Source organism: Acidocella sp. C78 (assembly GCF_907164655.1).
Genome location: NZ_CAJQZK010000009.1, coordinates 25,005 through 42,529 on the forward strand (window position 1 = coordinate 25,005; position 17,525 = coordinate 42,529).

The 17,525-nt window shown below is 62.7% G+C and carries 16 protein-coding genes and 2 pseudogenes; 11 read left to right on the forward strand and 7 right to left on the reverse strand.

The annotated features are described in order from the left end of the window. Window positions 1-7: 7 nt before the first annotated feature. Entirely contained in the window at window positions 8-3,148 is a 3,141-nt protein-coding gene (locus ACIDOCELLA78_RS000000103530) for a Hint domain-containing protein (RefSeq protein ID WP_249675645.1), read from the forward strand. A 127-nt stretch (window positions 3,149-3,275) separates the two neighbouring features. On the opposite strand, the pseudogene ACIDOCELLA78_RS000000103535 reads toward ACIDOCELLA78_RS000000103530, so the two are convergent. Continuing rightward, a pseudogene (locus ACIDOCELLA78_RS000000103535) lies at window positions 3,276-3,439 on the reverse strand (dihydrodipicolinate reductase C-terminal domain-containing protein); the annotation flags it as partial. A gap of 262 nt (window positions 3,440-3,701) precedes the next feature. Here ACIDOCELLA78_RS000000103535 and ACIDOCELLA78_RS000000103540 point away from each other — a divergent pair. The 6 genes and pseudogenes from ACIDOCELLA78_RS000000103540 (at window position 3,702) to ACIDOCELLA78_RS000000103565 (ending at window position 8,207) form a co-directional block, all read left to right on the forward strand. Continuing rightward, window positions 3,702-4,847 carry a branched-chain amino acid ABC transporter substrate-binding protein gene (locus ACIDOCELLA78_RS000000103540; RefSeq protein ID WP_201728403.1) on the forward strand — a complete coding sequence of 382 codons (1,146 nt, stop codon included), beginning with the start codon at window positions 3,702-3,704 and terminating at the stop codon, window positions 4,845-4,847. A gap of 31 nt (window positions 4,848-4,878) precedes the next feature. Then, window positions 4,879-5,781: a branched-chain amino acid ABC transporter permease gene (locus ACIDOCELLA78_RS000000103545; protein ID WP_201728404.1), complete on the forward strand. Its 903-nt coding sequence runs from the start codon at window positions 4,879-4,881 to the stop codon at window positions 5,779-5,781. Continuing rightward, window positions 5,781-6,707, forward strand: a complete 927-nt coding sequence (locus tag ACIDOCELLA78_RS000000103550; RefSeq protein WP_201728405.1) for a branched-chain amino acid ABC transporter permease — start codon at window positions 5,781-5,783, stop codon at window positions 6,705-6,707. Before ACIDOCELLA78_RS000000103545 ends, ACIDOCELLA78_RS000000103550 begins: the two co-directional genes overlap by 1 nt. Then, a pseudogene (locus ACIDOCELLA78_RS000000103555) lies at window positions 6,704-7,182 on the forward strand (ABC transporter ATP-binding protein); the annotation flags it as partial. The gene ACIDOCELLA78_RS000000103550 and the pseudogene ACIDOCELLA78_RS000000103555, both read left to right, overlap by 4 nt. 165 nt (window positions 7,183-7,347) lie before the next feature. Continuing rightward, window positions 7,348-7,488, forward strand: coding sequence for a hypothetical protein (locus ACIDOCELLA78_RS000000103560; RefSeq protein ID WP_249675675.1), 141 nt, complete (start codon window positions 7,348-7,350; stop codon window positions 7,486-7,488). Next, window positions 7,485-8,207 carry an ABC transporter ATP-binding protein gene (locus ACIDOCELLA78_RS000000103565; RefSeq protein WP_201728406.1) on the forward strand — a complete coding sequence of 241 codons (723 nt, stop codon included), beginning with the start codon at window positions 7,485-7,487 and terminating at the stop codon, window positions 8,205-8,207. Before ACIDOCELLA78_RS000000103560 ends, ACIDOCELLA78_RS000000103565 begins: the two co-directional genes overlap by 4 nt. Window positions 8,208-8,214: 7 nt before the next feature. Here the strand turns inward: ACIDOCELLA78_RS000000103565 and ACIDOCELLA78_RS000000103570 are convergent, their stop codons facing one another. Both ACIDOCELLA78_RS000000103570 and ACIDOCELLA78_RS000000103575 read right to left on the reverse strand, forming a co-directional pair. Next, a complete protein-coding gene (locus ACIDOCELLA78_RS000000103570; RefSeq protein WP_201728407.1) occupies window positions 8,215-9,087 on the reverse strand; it encodes an ADP-polyphosphate phosphotransferase in 873 nt (290 codons plus the stop codon). Between the two features lie 84 nt (window positions 9,088-9,171). Continuing rightward, window positions 9,172-9,294, reverse strand: coding sequence for a hypothetical protein (locus ACIDOCELLA78_RS000000103575; protein ID WP_283770828.1), 123 nt, complete (start codon window positions 9,292-9,294; stop codon window positions 9,172-9,174). 86 nt (window positions 9,295-9,380) lie between these two features. On the opposite strand from ACIDOCELLA78_RS000000103575, the gene ACIDOCELLA78_RS000000103580 reads away from it, so the two are divergent. Beyond that, window positions 9,381-10,415 carry an IS630 family transposase gene (locus ACIDOCELLA78_RS000000103580; protein WP_201727480.1) on the forward strand — a complete coding sequence of 345 codons (1,035 nt, stop codon included), beginning with the start codon at window positions 9,381-9,383 and terminating at the stop codon, window positions 10,413-10,415. A 386-nt stretch (window positions 10,416-10,801) separates the two neighbouring features. Beyond that, window positions 10,802-11,974 (forward strand): epoxide hydrolase family protein, encoded by a 1,173-nt coding sequence (locus ACIDOCELLA78_RS000000103585; protein ID WP_201728408.1) that lies wholly within the window; start codon window positions 10,802-10,804, stop codon window positions 11,972-11,974. Between the two features lie 18 nt (window positions 11,975-11,992). Here the strand turns inward: ACIDOCELLA78_RS000000103585 and ACIDOCELLA78_RS000000103590 are convergent, their stop codons facing one another. From ACIDOCELLA78_RS000000103590 to ACIDOCELLA78_RS000000103600, 3 genes are all read right to left on the reverse strand, one after another. Beyond that, on the reverse strand, window positions 11,993-12,616 hold the full coding sequence (locus ACIDOCELLA78_RS000000103590) for a DUF6969 family protein (protein WP_201728409.1): 624 nt from the start codon (window positions 12,614-12,616) through the stop codon (window positions 11,993-11,995). Window positions 12,617-12,728: 112 nt separating this feature from the next. After that, window positions 12,729-12,926, reverse strand: a complete 198-nt coding sequence (locus ACIDOCELLA78_RS000000103595) for a hypothetical protein (protein WP_201728410.1) — start codon at window positions 12,924-12,926, stop codon at window positions 12,729-12,731. A gap of 192 nt (window positions 12,927-13,118) precedes the next feature. Beyond that, on the reverse strand, window positions 13,119-13,568 hold the full coding sequence (locus ACIDOCELLA78_RS000000103600) for a DUF4188 domain-containing protein (RefSeq protein ID WP_249675651.1): 450 nt from the start codon (window positions 13,566-13,568) through the stop codon (window positions 13,119-13,121). A gap of 126 nt (window positions 13,569-13,694) precedes the next feature. Between ACIDOCELLA78_RS000000103600 and ACIDOCELLA78_RS000000103605 the strand changes: the two genes are divergently transcribed. Together ACIDOCELLA78_RS000000103605 and ACIDOCELLA78_RS000000103610 are read left to right on the forward strand one after the other, a co-directional pair. Beyond that, complete coding sequence (locus ACIDOCELLA78_RS000000103605; RefSeq protein ID WP_201728412.1) at window positions 13,695-14,258, forward strand: TetR/AcrR family transcriptional regulator; 564 nt, start codon at window positions 13,695-13,697, stop codon at window positions 14,256-14,258. Window positions 14,259-14,444: 186 nt separating this feature from the next. Continuing rightward, window positions 14,445-16,367, forward strand: coding sequence for a methyl-accepting chemotaxis protein (locus tag ACIDOCELLA78_RS000000103610; RefSeq protein ID WP_201728413.1), 1,923 nt, complete (start codon window positions 14,445-14,447; stop codon window positions 16,365-16,367). A 211-nt stretch (window positions 16,368-16,578) separates the two neighbouring features. On the opposite strand, the gene ACIDOCELLA78_RS000000103615 is transcribed toward ACIDOCELLA78_RS000000103610, so the two are convergent. Further along, on the reverse strand, window positions 16,579-16,932 hold the full coding sequence (locus ACIDOCELLA78_RS000000103615; protein WP_201728414.1) for a cytochrome c: 354 nt from the start codon (window positions 16,930-16,932) through the stop codon (window positions 16,579-16,581). Window positions 16,933-17,525: the final 593 nt, after the last annotated feature.

Consider the following 17,525-nt stretch of genomic DNA (forward strand, 5'->3'; position numbering starts at 1 on the left):
TGGCGGCGTGGTGGAAAGCTCCGTTCTCAACGGGGCCAACCTGCAGGTATCCGCGGGCGGTGCCAGCCTCGACAACACCGTGACCGGCACTAACGGGCAGGTCAACGTTTCCTCCGGTGGCATTGTATCAGGCACATTCGTCAGTGCCGGCGCAACGGCGAATTACCAGACCGGTGCAATTGTCGATCAGCCCTACATGCCGGTGCCAACAGTGTTGACCGGATTTTCTGCGTGGTCGGCGGTGAATTCCGGTGGCGCGACCGTCTATACCAGCGGCAGCACGACGGTCAGCGGTCCTGTGGTATTGGGCAACACAACGCTGGATATTCAGAATGGCGCGATTGTCTCCGGGCTGACGGTTTCGAGCGGCGCCAATGCGGCGATCAATGTGTCCTCCGGGGGCGAACTGCTTAGCTCGGTCCTCACGAGCGCCACTAACGCGACCGTCTCGCAGGGTGGCACGGTTCTTGACTCGGTCATTTCCAGCGGCGCCACGGTCAACGTCCAGTCCGGCGCCACAGCGACCAGCAACACCGCGGTCAGTGGCGGCGTTCTGTCCGCCAACACTGGCGCGACCTTGTCGAACAATATCGCGGGGGTCGGTGGATTTGTCAGTTCCGGAAACGCGGTCTCGGGCGGCTTCGACTATCGTTCAGGTACCGTTACCAACGTGCCGATCCTTTCCGGCGGCACCTGGTCGGCGGTGAGCACCGGCTCCGGAACAGTCTATCAGAGCGGAAGCACCACCTATTCGGGGCAGGTTGCTCTCGAACCAGGCGCCACTTTGAATATCTTGAGCGGCGCTGTTGTTTCCGGCCTGCTGACCCCGGCGCCTTACAACGGCAACAATACCGTGAATGTCAGCGCCGGCGGCGAGCTGCTCAGCTCGGTGCTGATCAATGGTTTTCTCAACGTTTCTTCGGGCGGCGTTACCAGCGGCAACGTGCTGAACTCAAACGCCGAAACGATTTCGTCCGGCGGTTCGTCGATCAACGACATCTACGCGAATATCTCGGGGAGCGGCGTCAACGACGCCAATGGTCCGACGGTTCAGAGCGGGGCCACCATTTCCGGCGCCACGGTTACGAGCGGTGGATATCTGGTTATCAGTTCCGGTGCGAACGCTTCGAACAATACGGCAACGGTGGGCGGCTTCATCAGTTCGATCACCAACTCGGGGACCAATGTCGTCGGGGGGTTCGTCGATATCAATGGTGGCCAAGTCACCAATGTGCCGGTTCTATCGGGCACCTGGTCGGCGGTGAGCACCGGTTCCGGAACGGTTTATGAGAGCGGAAGCACCACCTACACGGGCAGGGTCGCGCTTGATGCGGGTGCGACGCTGAATATCTCGAGCGGCGCTGTTGTCTCCGGCCTGCTGACCCCGGCGCCTTACAACGGCAATAATACCGTGAATGTCAGCGCCGGCGGAACGCTGCTCAGCTCGGTGCTGATCAACGGCATCCTGAATGTTTCCTCTGGCGGCGTTACCAGCGGCAACGTGCTCAACTCCAATCTGGAAACGATTTCGTCCGGCGGTTCGTCGATCAACGACACCTATATCAACGTCGCCAGCAGCGGTTTCACCGACAGCAATGGTCCGACGGTTCAGAGCGGGGCCACCATTTCCGGCGCCACGGTTACGAGCGGTGGATATCTGGTTATCAGTTCCGGTGCGACGGCCTCGAACAATACCGCGACGGCGGGTGGTCTGATCAGTTCGGTCACCAATGCGGGGACCAATGTCGTCGGTGGATTTCTCGACAAATCGGGCAATGCGCAGAACAATGTGCCGATCCTCTCCGGCGGCACCTGGTCGGCGGTAAGCACCGGAACAGGTACGGTCTATCAGAGCGGCGCCACCACATATAATGGTCCGATCGCGCTTGGCGCGAACACGACGCTGATTGTGGAGTCTGGTGCTGTTGTTTCCGGCCTGAACACGCCGGCTCAAAACGGCGGCAACACGGTCAGCGTGAATAGCGGCGGCGAACTGCTGAACTCGATCCTCACCCACGGTTATCTCTATGTAAACTCGGGTGGCGTGACCAGCGGCAACCTGCTGAATTCGGACCCGGTGACGATTTCCTCGGGCGGCGAGTCGATCGGGGACACGTTCTTCAACAGCGGTTATGCCACGCAAACGGTCACTGTCTCGAGCGGCGGCCAGATCTATAATCCGACCATCGTTCCCGGCGGCGCCGGCCTGACCCTGGACCAAGGCGCCAGCTCCAGCCCGAACAACCCGTGTTTTGCCGAAGGGACGCTTATCGCGACGGCGCGCGGCCCGGTGCCGGTGGAAAATCTTTCAGCCGGAGAAACCGTCATTCTGCATGATGGCGGCACGGCGCCGGTCGTCTGGCTTGGGCGCCGTACCATCGATCTGACGCGCCATCCGCGGCCGGAAACGGTGCAGCCGATCGTCATTTCCGCGCACGCCATCGCGGAGGGTGTGCCCGCGCGGGATCTGGTTGTGTCTCCGGATCACGCTTTCTATCTCGATGGCTTGCTGATCCCGGCCAAGATCCTGGTCAACGGCGTAACAATCCGGCAAATCGAGATGCGCGAGGTGACCTACTTCCATGTTGAACTGCCGTTCCACGCGGTGCTGCTCGCCGAGGGGATGGCGGCGGAAAGCTACCTCGAAACCGGAAACCGCGCCGCATTCGAGAATGGCGGCCAGGCGCTCATCCTGCATCCGGATTTCGCGCAGACCTTGCGCGAGACACGCAGCTGCGCGCCGTTTGCCGACCATGGCGCAGTCGTCGAGCGGGTCCGGGCGCGGATTCTCGACCGGGCCGGGATCGAGATGACGTCCGAGGCCGACATCGCAACAATCTATCGTGCTGACGGCAGCGTGGTGATCGCATCCCGTGTTGCTGTCCCTGGAGAACTGACCGCCGATCCGCGCGATCGCCGCGAGCTGGGTGTCAAGATCGGCGCGCTGAAGGCCGGGGATGAACTGATCGCGCTCGATCATCCCCGCCTTGCGGAAGGCTGGCATGATGTGGAGGCCAACGGTCGGTGGACCAATGGCGCCGCAGTGATCCCGGCTGATCTGGTGCGGGGCAGGGACGTAGAGATTACCGTTGCGAGCACGCTGTCATATCCTGTCATTACCGGCAGCCGTATGGCGGCTCGCGGCTGACGCTCGAACTTTTGGACCGCGCCCAGGCCACTCGATAGGGCGCGGTTCGTGACTGCAGAGGCCCGACCAGGCGAGACGCTTGGTCGGGCCTTTTTGTCACGAGCCCGTTCGGATGTTGCGCCACAGGCCCGAGCAGGTCGGGCATGCCGCAGCGCCAGGTTTCCGGCCGGCCGGCCACAGCGCGACGCGGACCGCACTCTCGGCGAAAACCCGCCGGTCGAGCGCGTGATGGGCAAGCGTGATCAACTCGACGGCGCTGGTGAAGATGGCGCCGTGGCTGCCGATGAATTTCTGAAATCGAAATTCGTTTCGATTCTGCGAGCGGGCAGGGCAGTCATGGGACGAATATTTTTCGTTTTTATTTAAAAAATACAGATCAAAATTATATGATGCCAGAGAGATCGGGCAGATCGATAGCAGGAATTGTAATAAGATTTCCGGCCTTTTTCCGCAGCGACCGATCATTCATGGTGTTTTACTTCGTCCGCAAAAGGTTGCAATGCGGGCGCGGTTGCGACAGGCTTGGGCAGTCGTATGACGCAAGGAGATCGCGATGGAACATAAAACGGGGATCGGGCTGGCATCGGCAATCGCACTGGTGGCCGCCACCGTTGTCAGCCATGCCGCCTCTGGGCCGATCAAGATTGGCGTGCAGGCGCCCATCACCGGCGCCTATGCCGATGAGGGGCAGGGCATCGAAAAGGCCGTGAAGCTGCTGGCCGAGCAGCAGAACGCCAAGGGCGGCCTGCTCGGCCGCAAGATCGAGGTCAAGGCCTGCGACGATGAAGGCAAGGCCTCCCAAGCCGCCATCTGCGCGCGCCAGCTGGTCAATGATGGCGTGATTGCCGTGGTCGGCTCCTACACCAGCGGCGCCGCCCTCGCGGCCGAGCCGATCTATGCGCGCTCGAACGTTATCCAGACCTCGGACGGCACCAGCAACAAGCTGCTCGCGCGCGGCTACAAGACCTGGTTCGGCAACGCGGCGCCCAACAGCGCCGAGGCGAAATTCACCGCGCACTACATGGTCGATGCCCGCCACTTCAAGCGCATCGCGGTGCTGACCGACCATTCGAGCTTCGCCACCGGCCTCGCCGATGCGGTGATACAGAACATCAAGGCCGACCATGGCAAGGTGATCGACAAGTCCTTCATCTCCGCCGGCTCGCAGAATTTTACCCCGGTGCTGACCAAGCTGAAGGCGCTGAAGCCGGACGCGATCTATTTCTCCGGCTATTACTCGGATGGCGGGCTGATCAAGGCGCAGATGGCCCAGCTCGGCATCAACGCGGCCTTTGTCGGCGGTGACGCCAACCAGAACGTCGCCTTCGGCAAGATCGCCGGTTCAGCGGCAAAGGGCGCCATCATCGTCAACGTCCCCGGCCCGGAACAGCTTCCCTATCCCGCCGCCAAGGCCTTCGTCGCCGCCTACAAGGCGAAATATCACCAGAGCCCGCCTTCGGTGTTCACCCTCACCAATGCCGATGGCATGCGCGCGGTGATGCAGGCGATCGAGCAGACCAAGAGCGTCAAGCCGGCGAAGCTCGAACATTACCTGCACAACATGAAGAGCTTCGATGGCCTGACCGGCCAGTTCCGCTGGAACGCCAAGGGCAAGCGCGTCGGCAGCCCGTTCACCGCCTTCGAGGTGAATGCCGACGGGAGCTACACGATCGTCTACCCGGCCCCCAAGGCCGGCTGACGACCCGATCGCGCGCGGAGGAGGCATCGCCATGGGAACGTTCATCCAGCAGGTCTTCAACGGCCTGACGGTCGGAGGCATCTACGCGCTCATCGCGCTGGGCTACACGATGGTCTATGGCGTGATGCGCCTGATCAACTTCGCCCATGGCGATCTCTGCATCCTCGGCGCCTTCATCGGCCTGACCTTCCTTACCTCGCTCGGCGGTGCCGGCCATCCCGGCGCCGCCCTGCTGGTGTTCGCCTTCGTTGCGGCGGTCGTGGTGGTGGCGGTCGCCGGCGTCGTGCTCGAACTCGCCGCCTATCGGCCGCTGCGCAAGGCGGACCGCCTCGCCGCCGTGGTTTCGGCGCTTGGCGCATCGCTGCTGATCGAGAACGGAATCATGCTGATCTGGAGCCCCCAGGTCAGCGTATTTCCCTCCGGCCTGCTGCCGGCGATCACGTTTCACATCGCGGGCGCCTCGATCAGCTTCGTGCAGGTGATGATCATTGTTGTCTCCTTCGTTCTGATGGCGGCGCTTTATCTGTTCGTGAACCACACCCGCTTCGGCACCGCGATCCGCGCCGCGGCGATCGACCAGGACGCCGCCCGACTGATGGGCATCAACGTCAACCGCGTGATCGCCAGCGTCTTCATCATCGGCCCGGCGCTCGGCGCGGTGGGCGGGCTGTTCGTCGGCGTCTATTATCGCGAAGTCTATTTCACCATGGGCTGGACCTACGGGCTTTACGCCTTCATCGCCGCCATACTCGGCGGCATCGGTAACATTCCGGGGGCGATGCTCGGCGGCATTCTGCTCGGCCTCTTCAACGCCTTCGCCGCCGGCTACCTCTCCAGCTCCTGGCAGGATGCGATCACCTTCGCGCTGCTGATCGGAATCCTGCTGGTGCGGCCTTCGGGAATTCTGGGCGAACGCGTCGCGGAGAAGGTGTGATGAGCGCAACCGCAACCCGCAATGTCGGCATCGCCGTCTGGATCCTCGGCCTGTTCCTGCCGCTCGCGCTGAACAGCGCCTGGGTCTCCGTCGCCGCGATCTTCGCGATCTATGGCATCGTCGCCCTGTCCGAAGACATCATCCTCGGCCGCGCCGGCATGTTCGACATGGGGCACGCCGTCTATTTCGGCATCGGCGCCTATGTCACGGCGATCCTGAACGTCACCTTCAACTGGCCGATCTTCCTGACCATCCCCTTCGCCATCCTGCTCGCGGCTGCGTTCGGCGCCCTGCTTGCCGCCCCGCTGATCCGCCTGCGCGGTGACTACCTGCTGGTCGCCAGCATCGGTTTCAACGCAATCTTCGTGCTGGCGATGCAGAACGACCTGTTCGGCCTCACCGGCGGGTCGGACGGCATCACCGGCATCGGCGTGCCCTCGCTGTTTGGTCTGCAGATCGAGAGCCAGAGCGCGATGTACTGGCTCGACTGGGTGGTGCTCGGCATCGTGCTCGTGCTGATGCGCAATCTCGACGGCTCGGAATTCGGTCGCGCGCTGCGCTATCTCAAGCAGGACGAACTCGCCGCGACGACGATCGGTGTCAATCCGCGCAAGGTGAAGACGCTCGCCTTCGCCATCGGCGCCGGGCTCGCCGGCCTCGCCGGCACGCTGTTTGCGGTGCAGCTCTCCACGGTCAGCCCGTCCTCCTTCAAGTTCACCGAATCGGTGACGCTGTTCGCCATCGTCATCGTCGGCGGCCAGGGCTCGATTCCCGGCGTGCTGCTCGGCACCGCGCTGATGTTCGTGCTGCCCCAGGTCTTCCGCGACTTCGCGCAATACCGCTACTTGGTCTTCGGCTTCGCGATGATCCTGGTGATGGTGCTGCGCCCGCAGGGCCTGTGGCCGCGGCGGGGGGCGCGGGCATGAGCGCGCTGCTGGAACTCCAGGGGGTCGGCATCCGCTTCGGCGGGCTGCGCGCGGTCGACAAGCTCTCCTTCACCGTCGACAAAGGGCAGATCGTCGCCCTGATCGGGCCGAACGGCGCCGGCAAGACGACCGTGTTCAACATGATCACCGGCGTCTACCGGCCGACCGAGGCAGCATCCGCTTCGAGGGGCAGGACATCACCGCCCGCCGCCCGCATCTCGTCGCAGCCGCCGGCATCATGCGGACCTTCCAGACCATCAGGCTGTTTCCCGAAATGTCGGTGCTGGAAAACGTTCGCGCCGGCTGCCACCTGCGGGTGCGCCAGCAATGGTGGCAGGGGCTGCTCAGCCTGCCGTCGCAGCGGCGCGAGGAGGCGGAGCTTTCCGACCGCGCGCACGAGATCCTGCGCCGGCTCGATCTCGACCAGTTCGCGCATGACCGCGCGATCTCGCTGCCCTATGGCGTGCAGCGCCGCGTCGAGCTGGCCCGCACGCTGGCGGCCGATCCCAAGATGATCATTCTCGACGAGCCGGCCGCCGGCCTGAACGACAATGAGTCGGCCGCGCTCAGCGAGACGATCTTCGGCATCCGCGACAGCGGCATCACCGTGCTGCTGGTCGAGCACGACATGAACGTGGTGATGAGCGTCGCCGACAAGATCGTGGTGATCAATTTCGGCCAGAAGATCGCCGAGGGCGGGCCGGACGACATCCGCAACGACGCGCAGGTGATCGAGGCCTATCTCGGGCGCGATGACGACGAGGAGGAGGGCGTATCGTGAGCCTGCTCGAAATCGCCGATCTCAAGGTTAATTACGGTCAGATCGAGGCGCTGAAGGGCGTCTCGCTGCGGGTGGAATCGCGCGAGATCGTGGCCATTCTCGGTGCCAATGGCGCCGGCAAGACCACGCTGATGCGCACGATCTCGGGGCTGCTGTCGCCGCGCGGCGGGTCGGTCGTCTTCGATGGCACCGACATCACCCGCATGGGGGCGGACCGGATCGTCCGCCTCGGCATTGCCCAGTCGCCCGAGGGGCGGCGGGTGTTCGGCACGCTGAGCGTGATGGAGAATCTCCGCCTCGGCGCCTTCACCCGCCCGGCGGGCGAGGTCGCCGGCTCGCTCGACTTCGTGCTGGAGATGTTCCCCCGCCTCGCCGAGCGCCGCAGCCAGCTCGCCGGCACGATGTCCGGCGGCGAGCAGCAGATGCTGGCGATCGGCCGGGCGTTGATGGCCAAGCCGCGCCTGCTGCTGCTCGACGAGCCGAGCCTCGGCCTCGCGCCGATCATCGTCCAGGGCATTTTCCGCACCCTGCGCGAGATCGCCGATAGCGGCGTCACCATCCTCATCGTCGAGCAGAACGCCCGCAGCGCGCTTAAACTCGCCGATCGCGGCTATGTTCTGGAGGTTGGCCGCTTCGTCATCGAGGACGATGCGAAGACGCTGCTCACCTCGCCTGAGGTGCAGGCCGCCTATCTGGGCGGCGAGCGTAAGAAAGCCTGACGACACGTCAGGATTTCGCGAGATCCTCGCGGATGCGGGCGAGTTCCTTCTTCCGCTTGCCGCTGACTTTGGGATAGTTCATGTCGAGCTCCTGCATGGTCTCCAGCAGGATGTTCGAGATGATCAGGCGGGCGTTGCGCTTGTCGTCCGCCGGCACCGCGTACCAGGGAGAATCGACCGTGCTGGTCGCGTTCAGGCAGTCCTGATACGCGGCCATGTAGTCGTTCCAGAATTTCCGTTCCTCGACATCGGCGGTGCTGAATTTCCAGTTCTTCGAGGGATCGTCGATCCGGTCGATCAGCCGGCGCAGTTGCTCCTCCTTCGAGATGTGCAGGAAGATCTTGACAATTTTCGTGCCGTTTCCGGAGAGGTGGCGTTCGAGATCGTTGATCGAGCGGTAGCGGTGATCCCAGATCGAGCTGACCTCCTTCGGCGGCTCGGGCACGCCTTCGTTGGCGAGGATTTCGGGGTGTACGCGCGCGATCAGCACCTCCTCGTAATAGGAGCGGTTGAAGATGCCGATCCGCCCGCGTTCGGGCAGGTTGCGCGTCGTGCGCCAGAGGAAGTCGTGCTGGAGTTCCACGGCACTCGGATGCTTGAAGCTGAAGACCTGGCAGCCCTGCGGGTTCACGCCGGACATCACGTGCTTGATCGCGCCATCCTTGCCGGCCGCGTCCATCGCCTGGAAAATGATCAGCACGGCGTGGCGGTTCGAGGCGTAAAGCAATTGCTGCATTTCGCTGAGCCGCTTGACGTGATCGTCCAGCTCGGTGCGATACGCGCCTTTCGAATCGAACAGCGGATCGATGGCGGTCGGCCAGGACGACAGGTCGATTGGCACGCTGGGCTGGATGCGGAACTGCCTTGAATTTATGGCCATGGCAACACTCCGGACTGAAATCTGGTGCCGCTCACACTGAGCCGCTGCCGGAGGCGTGTCAAAGACAGGTCGCGTTGGTCCCGATCAGGAAAAGAACGGAAGGATGATCAGCGCCAGACCTGTGGCCAGCAGAAAACGTGGTGGCAGGCCAAACAGGTAGTGACGTCGTAAAAAAATCTTGCGGCGTGGCGGGAATGTTGTGTTCATGTGATCTCGACGGGATTTACTCACCAGTCGGTAATTAAGACGACATTTTGCTAGTCGTATGTTTGCGGGGATGATATAATTCTGGCATGAAACGGGACGGTCGCAGATTTGATCATCGCACCCTGGAAACCATCCGGCTGATGGCTGTAGAGCGGGTGCGCGAGGGCGAAGCGGCCTCTTTGGTGATTGCCTCATACGGGTTCAGCCGCACAACAATCTATAAATGGCTCAGCGCGGCATCGAAGCCTGGGGTCGGGGTGAAAGCCTTGCGGTCACGGCCGGCAACCGGCCGGCCGCGGCGTCTGACGCCGCGCCAGGAGCAGCAGGTGTTGCGTTGGATCAATGGCCGCGATCCGCGCCAATACGGCCTGGATTTCGGGCTGTGGACCCGGCACGTTGTGGCCGAACTGATCGAGCGCAAGTTTGGTATCAAACTCGGTGTGACGGCTGTGGGCGAACTGCTGTCGAAACTGGGCCTGACGCCGCAAAAGCCGTTGCAGCGTGCCTATCAGCGCGATCCGGAGGCGATCGAGGCATGGCGACGTGAGCGGTTTCCTGAAATCGCCAGGCAGGCCAAGTCCTGTGGCGGCGAGGTCTTTTTCTGGGACGAGTCCGGCTTTCGGGCCGACGCCGTGCATGGCAAGACCTGGGGCGTGAAGGGACAGACGCCGATCGTCGAGCGTCCGGGCCAACGGCAATCGATCAGCGCCGCCTCGGCGGTGACAGCCCGCGGCGGGTTCTGGTATTGCACTTATGAAGGCGGCCTGAATGCTGAGTTGTTCGTAGCGCTGCTACGCCGGATGATGCGGCACCGCACGAGGCCGGTGCACCTGGTCCTCGACGGGCTGCCTGCCCACAAAACAGCGCTGGTGAAAGCCTACGTGGCGTCGACCAATGGAATGCTGACGTTGCATTTTCTGCCAGGCTACGCCCCTGACCTGAACCCAGATGAACTGGTCTGGAGCCACATGAAGCGGACGGGCGTCGCCCGGACTCCGCTACGCCAAGGCGAAAAGCTTCAGGACAAAATCGAAGCCCAACTCGCCGCCATCAAGCGCAAACCACGTCTCGTGCAATCATTCTTCAAAGCACCAACTGTCGCCTATATTACCGACTGCTGAGTAAATATAGAAAAGTTAAAAAGTTCTCAATTAGTGAACGATTGTTGATAGTATTATTAACGATAATTAGAGCGCTTTAAGGATTCACGCAAACGGAAAATACGGTGGTTCATGGTGTTGCCGGCGGACTGATCGGGATGGCGGGGGGTGCTGCAATAGAGCAGTCATGCCGCGGCAACTTTGTGATATGCAACTTCAGCGCGAAAATCTGGTTGCGCGCCTGGCGCGCCGATCCGTGCAAGGTTTCGTGCCTCGTTGCTCTATGGTATTGATAAAAAGCATCTTTATCCGACCAGATGACTCCATCTGATCGGATGATGCTATGGTTTCACGCTCCGGCGCCGGCTCTGCACGGCGACTGTGCCCGGATTAAGGATGGGGGATAGATGATCGCGGGACCTGAGCCATTTCGCCTGAACGTTCCCGAGACCGCGCTCGGCGCGTTGCGCCAGCGGCTCCAGCTCACCCGGTTGCCCGACGAAGTGCCCGGAGCGCCCTGGGCATACGGCGCCGATGTCGGCTATCTGCGCGAACTCGCGACCTATTGGGAAACCCGGTTCGACTGGCGCGCACAGGAAGCCGCGCTCAACGGCTTCGCGCAGTTCCGCGTCGAGATTGCCGGCGCACCGCTGCATTTTCTGCATGTGGAAGGCCGCGGCCCTTCGCCAATGCCGCTCCTGCTGATGCATGGCTGGCCCGGATCTGTCTTCGAGTTTCTCGACATCATTCCCCGCCTTACCGATCCCGCCCGGTTCGGCGGCGACCCCGCCGATGCCTGCACGGTGGTGGCGCCGTCGCTGCCTGGCTTCACCCTCTCGTTCCGGCCGGGCCAGCAGCGCCACGGCGTTCCCGGAATGGCCGACATCCTCGCGCATCTGATGACTGATGTGCTCGGCTACGAGCGGTTCGGCGCGCAGGGCGGCGATTGGGGTTCGGGAGTCGCCAGCCGGCTTGCCGTCGTGTATCCGGAACGCCTGCTGGGAATACACCTGAACTATCTCATGGCCACCCGCAACGCGATTTCCGCATCGCCCGACAATACCGACGAGGAAAACCGCTATCTCGACAGCCTCGACGACTGGACGCGGGAGGAGACCGCCTACACCAGCATTCAGGGCACCAAGCCGCAAACTCTGGCTTTCGCGCTGGTCGATTCGCCGGCCGGACTTGCCGCGTGGATGGTGGAAAAATTCCGCACCTGGTCGGACTGCGGCGGCGTCATCGAGCGCGCGATCGATCGCGACCGCATGCTCGCGAACATCTCGCTCTACTGGTTCACCGGCGCCATCGGGTCATCCTTCTGGCCTTATTATGCCCGCGCCCATGGCAGCGTCATCCAGCCGCCCGGCACCACGATCGACGTGCCGATGGGCTACGCCGAATTTCCGCATGAAATCCTGCGCCCGCCGCGTTCGGTGGCCGCTCGCGTCTTCACCGATATCAGGCGCTGGACCGTGATGAAGCGGGGAGGGCACTTCGCCGCGATGGAGCAGCCGGACCTGTTGGCGGAGGATATTCTCGCGTTCTTCAATCCCCTGCGCGCGAGCGGGCCGTCCTGAACGCCGCCGGCTGCGGGCTCAGCCGCCCGGCATCGGTTCCAGCCGATCGCGCAGCCGCGCCAGCGTGGCGGGCAGGTCGATCCGCATGGAGCTGAGAATTTCCAGCCTTTCGTCGGTCTTGGGGTCAAGCGGCGCGATCCGCGCCGCGTGCCGGGCAAGCCGCCGGTCCCGCCGGCGCAGCAGCGCCGCGATCTGCGGGCGATAAAGCCTGAACAGCGCGCCGAGCGCCTTGTTGATGCCGGCATCCCCCGGAGCATCCCGCCAGGCCATGCGGTGCAATTGCGTGATCAGGCGCTCCGCCTTCACATAATCGTCATTCGTGACCCAGAGATTGGTGGTGAACATCCTGCAGGGGCGGCCATGATCATCGAGGCCGATGGCAAGCACATGCGTCATCCCCGCCTTGCTCTTCCGGCGCAGGAAGCAGTGGATATGCCCGCTTTCGATCCGCCCGCGATGGGCATGGAAGTAATACTGCGCCCCGGTCACCGGATCGCGAACGTCATCGGGAGGATAATGCTCGAATTCGACGAACGGCGCGGTCCCCAGCAGGGCGGTCACCAGGTTTCGGCCCGAAGATTCGATCTCGCCCAACGCGGCGACGAGATCCACGGCCGCCGCGGCCTTGTCCTTGAATGTCACGGGGTCCTCAGCTCGCCGCTGTCGCCGGTTGCATATCTCCTCCCGTGCCGTCTGCCGGCGGCCGGAGCATCGTACCGGCCGCCATGCATCCGCTCTCAGGGGAAGGTGGTTGTCACTTGCTGCCGCAACACCCTTTTTTCATGGCGTGCGCCGGCTTCTGCTGCCCGCCCTTCTGGCTGGTCTTCTTGCCCCCGCAATTCGACATCTTCCCCGAGCAGGCCGCGAAAGCCGGGGTCGGAACGGTGGCGGCGACGAGCCCGCCAAGGCTGATTGCGGTGCCGAGCGTGAGCATGGAGGCTTTGAGTTTCATTCTGACTGCTTCCGTAATGGGGCCGCGCATGCGCCAATCGCATTCGCTTCTCCCAAATATGTTCGAATTCCCCAAAGGTTACACCCGGCGGCGGCAAAACCTTTCCTCGCTCGCCTGATCGTGTCCGGAGCCACGGGCAGAATTGCGATCGTGCGATGCCCGGCCCGAATTCGATATCCGGCTCCATTCACATCAGGGACGCCCGGTCAGGCGCTGGCGCGACGACGCAGTGTCGCGGTCGCGCGTCTTCAGGGGCGCGAACGCGCCGAACCCCGTCTTAAGGTCCAGATCGAGATAGATTCCCTCCATCCCGCCGCCGCGCTGATAGGCCTCATGCCATATCCCGGTCCCGCCGGTATCGGCGCTGAACGCGCGCCACCAAAGCCTGTGCGGCTCGCTGCGGGTGAAGCGTTCGAGCGACTCCAGATCGCGCCAGTATTGCCGTATGCCGACATGGTTGATGCGCCACAGGAATGTCTCGTGGTGCAGCAGCCCGTCCGGGCCCAGTCGCGCCATCGCCCCGATCGGCCGGCCGACGCCGAACAGCGTGCGCAGGCCGGCGAGTTTCCTGACTTTCATTCCCAGCAAGACAACGACCAGATCGGGATACGCCGACAGGTCCGCGATTTCAGCCTGGGTCATCATAATCCCGCTCCTGATAGGGTGATTGGCCGGTCGGGGTCATCTGCCCCGATTGGCGAGTCTTGTCGTCGCGCCCGGAGCGCAATTTCATGTTTACAATGTCAACATCTCATGCAAATGTTAACGATGTCAACTTCAAAATATCACCATGGCGACCTGCGTCAGAGCCTGATCGAGGCGGGCGCGATCCTGCTCCGCGACGAGGGGGTGGCCGGCCTTACCCTGCGTGCTGCGTCGCGCGCCGCGGGCGTTTCCCCTACCGCGTCCTATCGTCATTTCGCGGACAAGAGCGCCCTGCTGGCCGCGATTGCCGATCACGGCTTTGGCCTGCTCGAAGCGGATCTCCGCGCCGCCGATACCGATCCCGATCACCGGGTTGCGCTCTGCCGGCAGGGAGTCGCCTATGTCGAATTCGCCGTGGCCCATCCGGATCTGTTCCGGCTGATGTTCAGCGGCGTCCATGCAAAGCGGAATATGAGCGCCGGGCCCCCGGCCCGGCACGGCGCGTTTGCGGTGCTGGCCGATCGCGTCGCGCAGCGCGTCGGGCCTGCGAATGCCGCCGCCGTCACGCTCGCCGCCTGGTCGATCGTTCATGGCCTTGCCGCGCTGATCGTCGAGCAACGTATCGCAGCACCCGACCCGGCCGCCCTTGCGGCGCGGATCATCTCGCTGCTGAATCTGGATGCGTAGAGGCGAGAGCGGCCGGCACCCGAAAGGCGCTAATCAATTCTAAACATGTGCATGGGATATAACTTTGAACGTCCCGGTATTGCGGCGGACGGAAGGAGACCACGAACCATGCCGCAGGTGATCTCTATGAGTAACGGCCTGTGTCCGCCGGGGTGCGCAAGCCGATGATGACGAATGGAAGATCGCATGCGCTCGCTGTCCATATCCCTCAAATTCAACCTCGTTCTTGCCCTGTTTGCCGTCTTCGCCCTCGCGGCCGGCATCTATTCCAGCCTTGCCATCGCCCGGATCGATCGCAACGCCGAAGCGATCACCAAAACCGTGGCCCGCGCCGAGGTGCTCGAAATTCTCGCCAACCGCGCCATCCAGACCTTCGTGGTCGATCTTGAGTGGCAGGCGCTGGCCACGACGCCGAATACCTACGACAAGGCAGGCGAGGGGGCCCGGCAGTCGGTGGCGTTCTTCAACACGATGCTTGACGGCGCCATCAAGGCCCTGCCGTCCGAGCGCGGAACGCTGGAAGCCTTCAAGCGGCGCGGCAATGCCCTGGCGCAGCAGAGCTGTGTCGCGGCGACGCCGCCGGTGAATGGCAGTACGGATGTATTGACCGATCTCCCGACCCGCGAGCGCCTGCTGACCAACTGCATCGCGTCGCTGCCGTCCCTCACGGCGGACATGATCGCCGAGCGCACCAGGATGGACAGGCTGACCAGCGCCCGCCTTGCGCAGATGTCGCAGGAAACCCGACATACGATCATCGTTACCTTCATCAGCCTGATTGTCGGCTTCATCATGGTAATGTCGATCGCCCAGATCATCATTCGCCGCGGCGTTACCGGGCCGCTGCGCGCCCTCGGCGGCACCATGATGCGGCTGATGCGCGGCGATCTCGATGTCGAGGTCGAGGTCGGCCGTCGCGACGAAATCGGCGACATGGCGCGCTCCGTCGCGGTCTTTCAGGAAAATGCCCGGAAGACCCTGAGCCTGGAACAGGAAGCGGCCGCCATGCGCGAGCGAGAAGAGGCGGAGCGTGCCCGAAGCGAGGCGGAAAAGGCCGAAGCCGCCGCGCAGCAGCTGTTCGTGGTCAAGGAACTCGCCCAGGGACTCGCCGGCCTGTCGAACGGCGATCTGACCACGCAGCTCACCAAGCCCTTCGCCGGCGTGCATGAGCAACTGCGGCAGGATTTCAACATGGCGGTCAATCGCCTGCGCGAGACGACCCGCGCGATCGCCGAGGCCGCGCAGAAAATCTCCATGGTCTCGACGGAGATTACCGAGGCCACTGACAATCTTTCCGGCCGCACCGAGCAGCAGGCCGCCAGCCTTGAGCAGAGCGCCGCCGCGATCAACGAACTCACTGCAACGCTCAACCGCACCGCCACCAGCAGCGCCGAGGCGCATCAGGTGACCCTCACCGCGCGGGAACGCGCCGAAACCTCGGGCACAGTGATGCGCGAGGCCGTCGCCGCAATGAGCGCGATCGAGGCGTCGACAAGGCAGATTTCCGATATTCTCGGCGTTATCGACGAGATCGCATTCCAGACCAACCTCCTGGCGCTGAATGCCGGGGTTGAGGCGGCGCGCGCGGGAGATGCCGGCAGGGGCTTCGCCGTGGTCGCGACCGAGGTCCGTGCCCTGGCCCAGCGCTCGGCTGATGCCGCGAAGGAAATCAAGGCGCTGATCGGCAAGTCGGATCATGAAGTGACGACCGGCGTGAAACTCGTCAGCAACACCGAGCAGGCGATGCTCGGGATTTTGGCCGAGGTTGGCACGATGAGCGGGCTGATCGCCGAAATCGCGGAAGCGGCGAAGGAACAGGCGGCCGGACTCGACCAAGTCAATACGGCGGTTGGCCACATGGACCAGATGACGCAGCAGAATGCGGCGATGGCGGAGCAGACAACCGCGGCGACGCGCGGACTGATGGGAGAAGCCCAGCATCTCGCCGAGCGGGTTGCGCAGTTCAAGCTCGGCGGGCCGGTTTCGGCGCCGGCATCGCCGCGCCCCCCGTCTTCCCGGCCAGTGACCACAACAAGGAAACGTCCCGCCGTGCCGGCCGGTGTTGTCGCCGCTTCCGAAAATACCGAGGAAGCCTGGGCTGAATTCTGACGGCTTCAGCAGGCTCGCGCAAACCCTCTGTTGGCCATGGTTTTGTCGCGGGTGATCGCGTGACGCTGAAACAGGAACGCTGACCGTCGATGAAAATGAAATCCCCTTTCCAACCAGTGAGTGTGGAAAGGGGACTGGGTGGATTTGCCGGTGTCGTCAGGCCGAATGGTCTGTCATTCGGCCGCTGACTGCGGCCGGCGTCTGACCGGTTTCAGGAATGCAAGGTCTTGAGATACGCGATGATGTCCAGCGCCTGTACTTTGGTCAGGCGGCCCTTCCACGCGGGCATGGGCTGATCGAGCCGATCGCCGTCCTCATCCCGCGCGTCGAGGATGGCGCGAACCAGCAGCTTCGTGCTGTGATGATAGGTGGTTTCAAGGCCAGGCGCCCGCAGATTTGCGGAAACGGCCTTGCCGAAATGTACGCCCCCGGCGCCGTTGGCACGATGGCAGCCGCTGCAATGAGCCATGTAAAGAGCCTTGCCGGTAGCGACCGTATTGGCATGCGCGAAACCGGTGCCAGCCAGCACGGTGGCAAAGATCGCGCCAGCGATAAAGCGTTTCATAGTTTCAGGCTCCTGTGATCGAAGGATGATGCCGGATTGGACGCGGCGGACAGCGCACGGCCGATCATCTGACACGAAGTTTTCATACCGCGACATCAGACGATCCTGTATCCGGAACGAAATGACCGGTGTCAATCAGGGTGCAGACCGTTGGCGAAACACCAATCCGAAAAAGCAGGCAGATTTTTTCTTTCTCGCAGATAAATTGCGGATGTTGCGGTTTGTTTCAATGTGATGAAATCATCATGATAATTTTTGCTCCAGAGTTTTGGCCCTGAGGTCCGGAAGACAAGTCGCGTCCAATGGTTTTGTAACAAAAATATAACGAAAAATTCTCCAATATAAAATCAAATTTTCGATCTTTTGTAGAGAATCAATTTCATATATCGCAGAACTCCCTGATTTTCCGGAATAAAATGAACAGAATTCCCGGTTGGTCCGCTCCATATTGTTACCTGACCCAGATGAATGACTTCAAACCTTAACGTGACGGAACGTAACTGACCTTCTAAGTGCGGGCGTGTCGTTCACCGCTTGGTTGGAAACCGCGACATGATCAGTGTCGTGGTCCGCGTTTATCTCTGGGAGAGAGC

Coding starts and splice junctions, on each gene's coding strand:
- ACIDOCELLA78_RS000000103540 (WP_201728403.1), top strand. CDS start 3,702: ATGGAACATAAAACGGGGATCGGGCTGGCATCGGCAATCGCACTGGTG.
- ACIDOCELLA78_RS000000103545 (WP_201728404.1), top strand. CDS start 4,879: ATGGGAACGTTCATCCAGCAGGTCTTCAACGGCCTGACGGTCGGAGGC.
- ACIDOCELLA78_RS000000103550 (WP_201728405.1), top strand. CDS start 5,781: ATGAGCGCAACCGCAACCCGCAATGTCGGCATCGCCGTCTGGATCCTC.
- ACIDOCELLA78_RS000000103560 (WP_249675675.1), top strand. CDS start 7,348: ATGAGCGTCGCCGACAAGATCGTGGTGATCAATTTCGGCCAGAAGATC.
- ACIDOCELLA78_RS000000103570 (WP_201728407.1), bottom strand. CDS start 9,087: ATGGCCATAAATTCAAGGCAGTTCCGCATCCAGCCCAGCGTGCCAATC.
- ACIDOCELLA78_RS000000103575 (WP_283770828.1), bottom strand. CDS start 9,294: ATGAACACAACATTCCCGCCACGCCGCAAGATTTTTTTACGACGTCAC.
- ACIDOCELLA78_RS000000103580 (WP_201727480.1), top strand. CDS start 9,381: ATGAAACGGGACGGTCGCAGATTTGATCATCGCACCCTGGAAACCATC.
- ACIDOCELLA78_RS000000103585 (WP_201728408.1), top strand. CDS start 10,802: ATGATCGCGGGACCTGAGCCATTTCGCCTGAACGTTCCCGAGACCGCG.
- ACIDOCELLA78_RS000000103595 (WP_201728410.1), bottom strand. CDS start 12,926: ATGAAACTCAAAGCCTCCATGCTCACGCTCGGCACCGCAATCAGCCTT.
- ACIDOCELLA78_RS000000103600 (WP_249675651.1), bottom strand. CDS start 13,568: ATGACCCAGGCTGAAATCGCGGACCTGTCGGCGTATCCCGATCTGGTC.
- ACIDOCELLA78_RS000000103605 (WP_201728412.1), top strand. CDS start 13,695: ATGTCAACTTCAAAATATCACCATGGCGACCTGCGTCAGAGCCTGATC.
- ACIDOCELLA78_RS000000103610 (WP_201728413.1), top strand. CDS start 14,445: ATGCGCTCGCTGTCCATATCCCTCAAATTCAACCTCGTTCTTGCCCTG.
- ACIDOCELLA78_RS000000103615 (WP_201728414.1), bottom strand. CDS start 16,932: ATGAAACGCTTTATCGCTGGCGCGATCTTTGCCACCGTGCTGGCTGGC.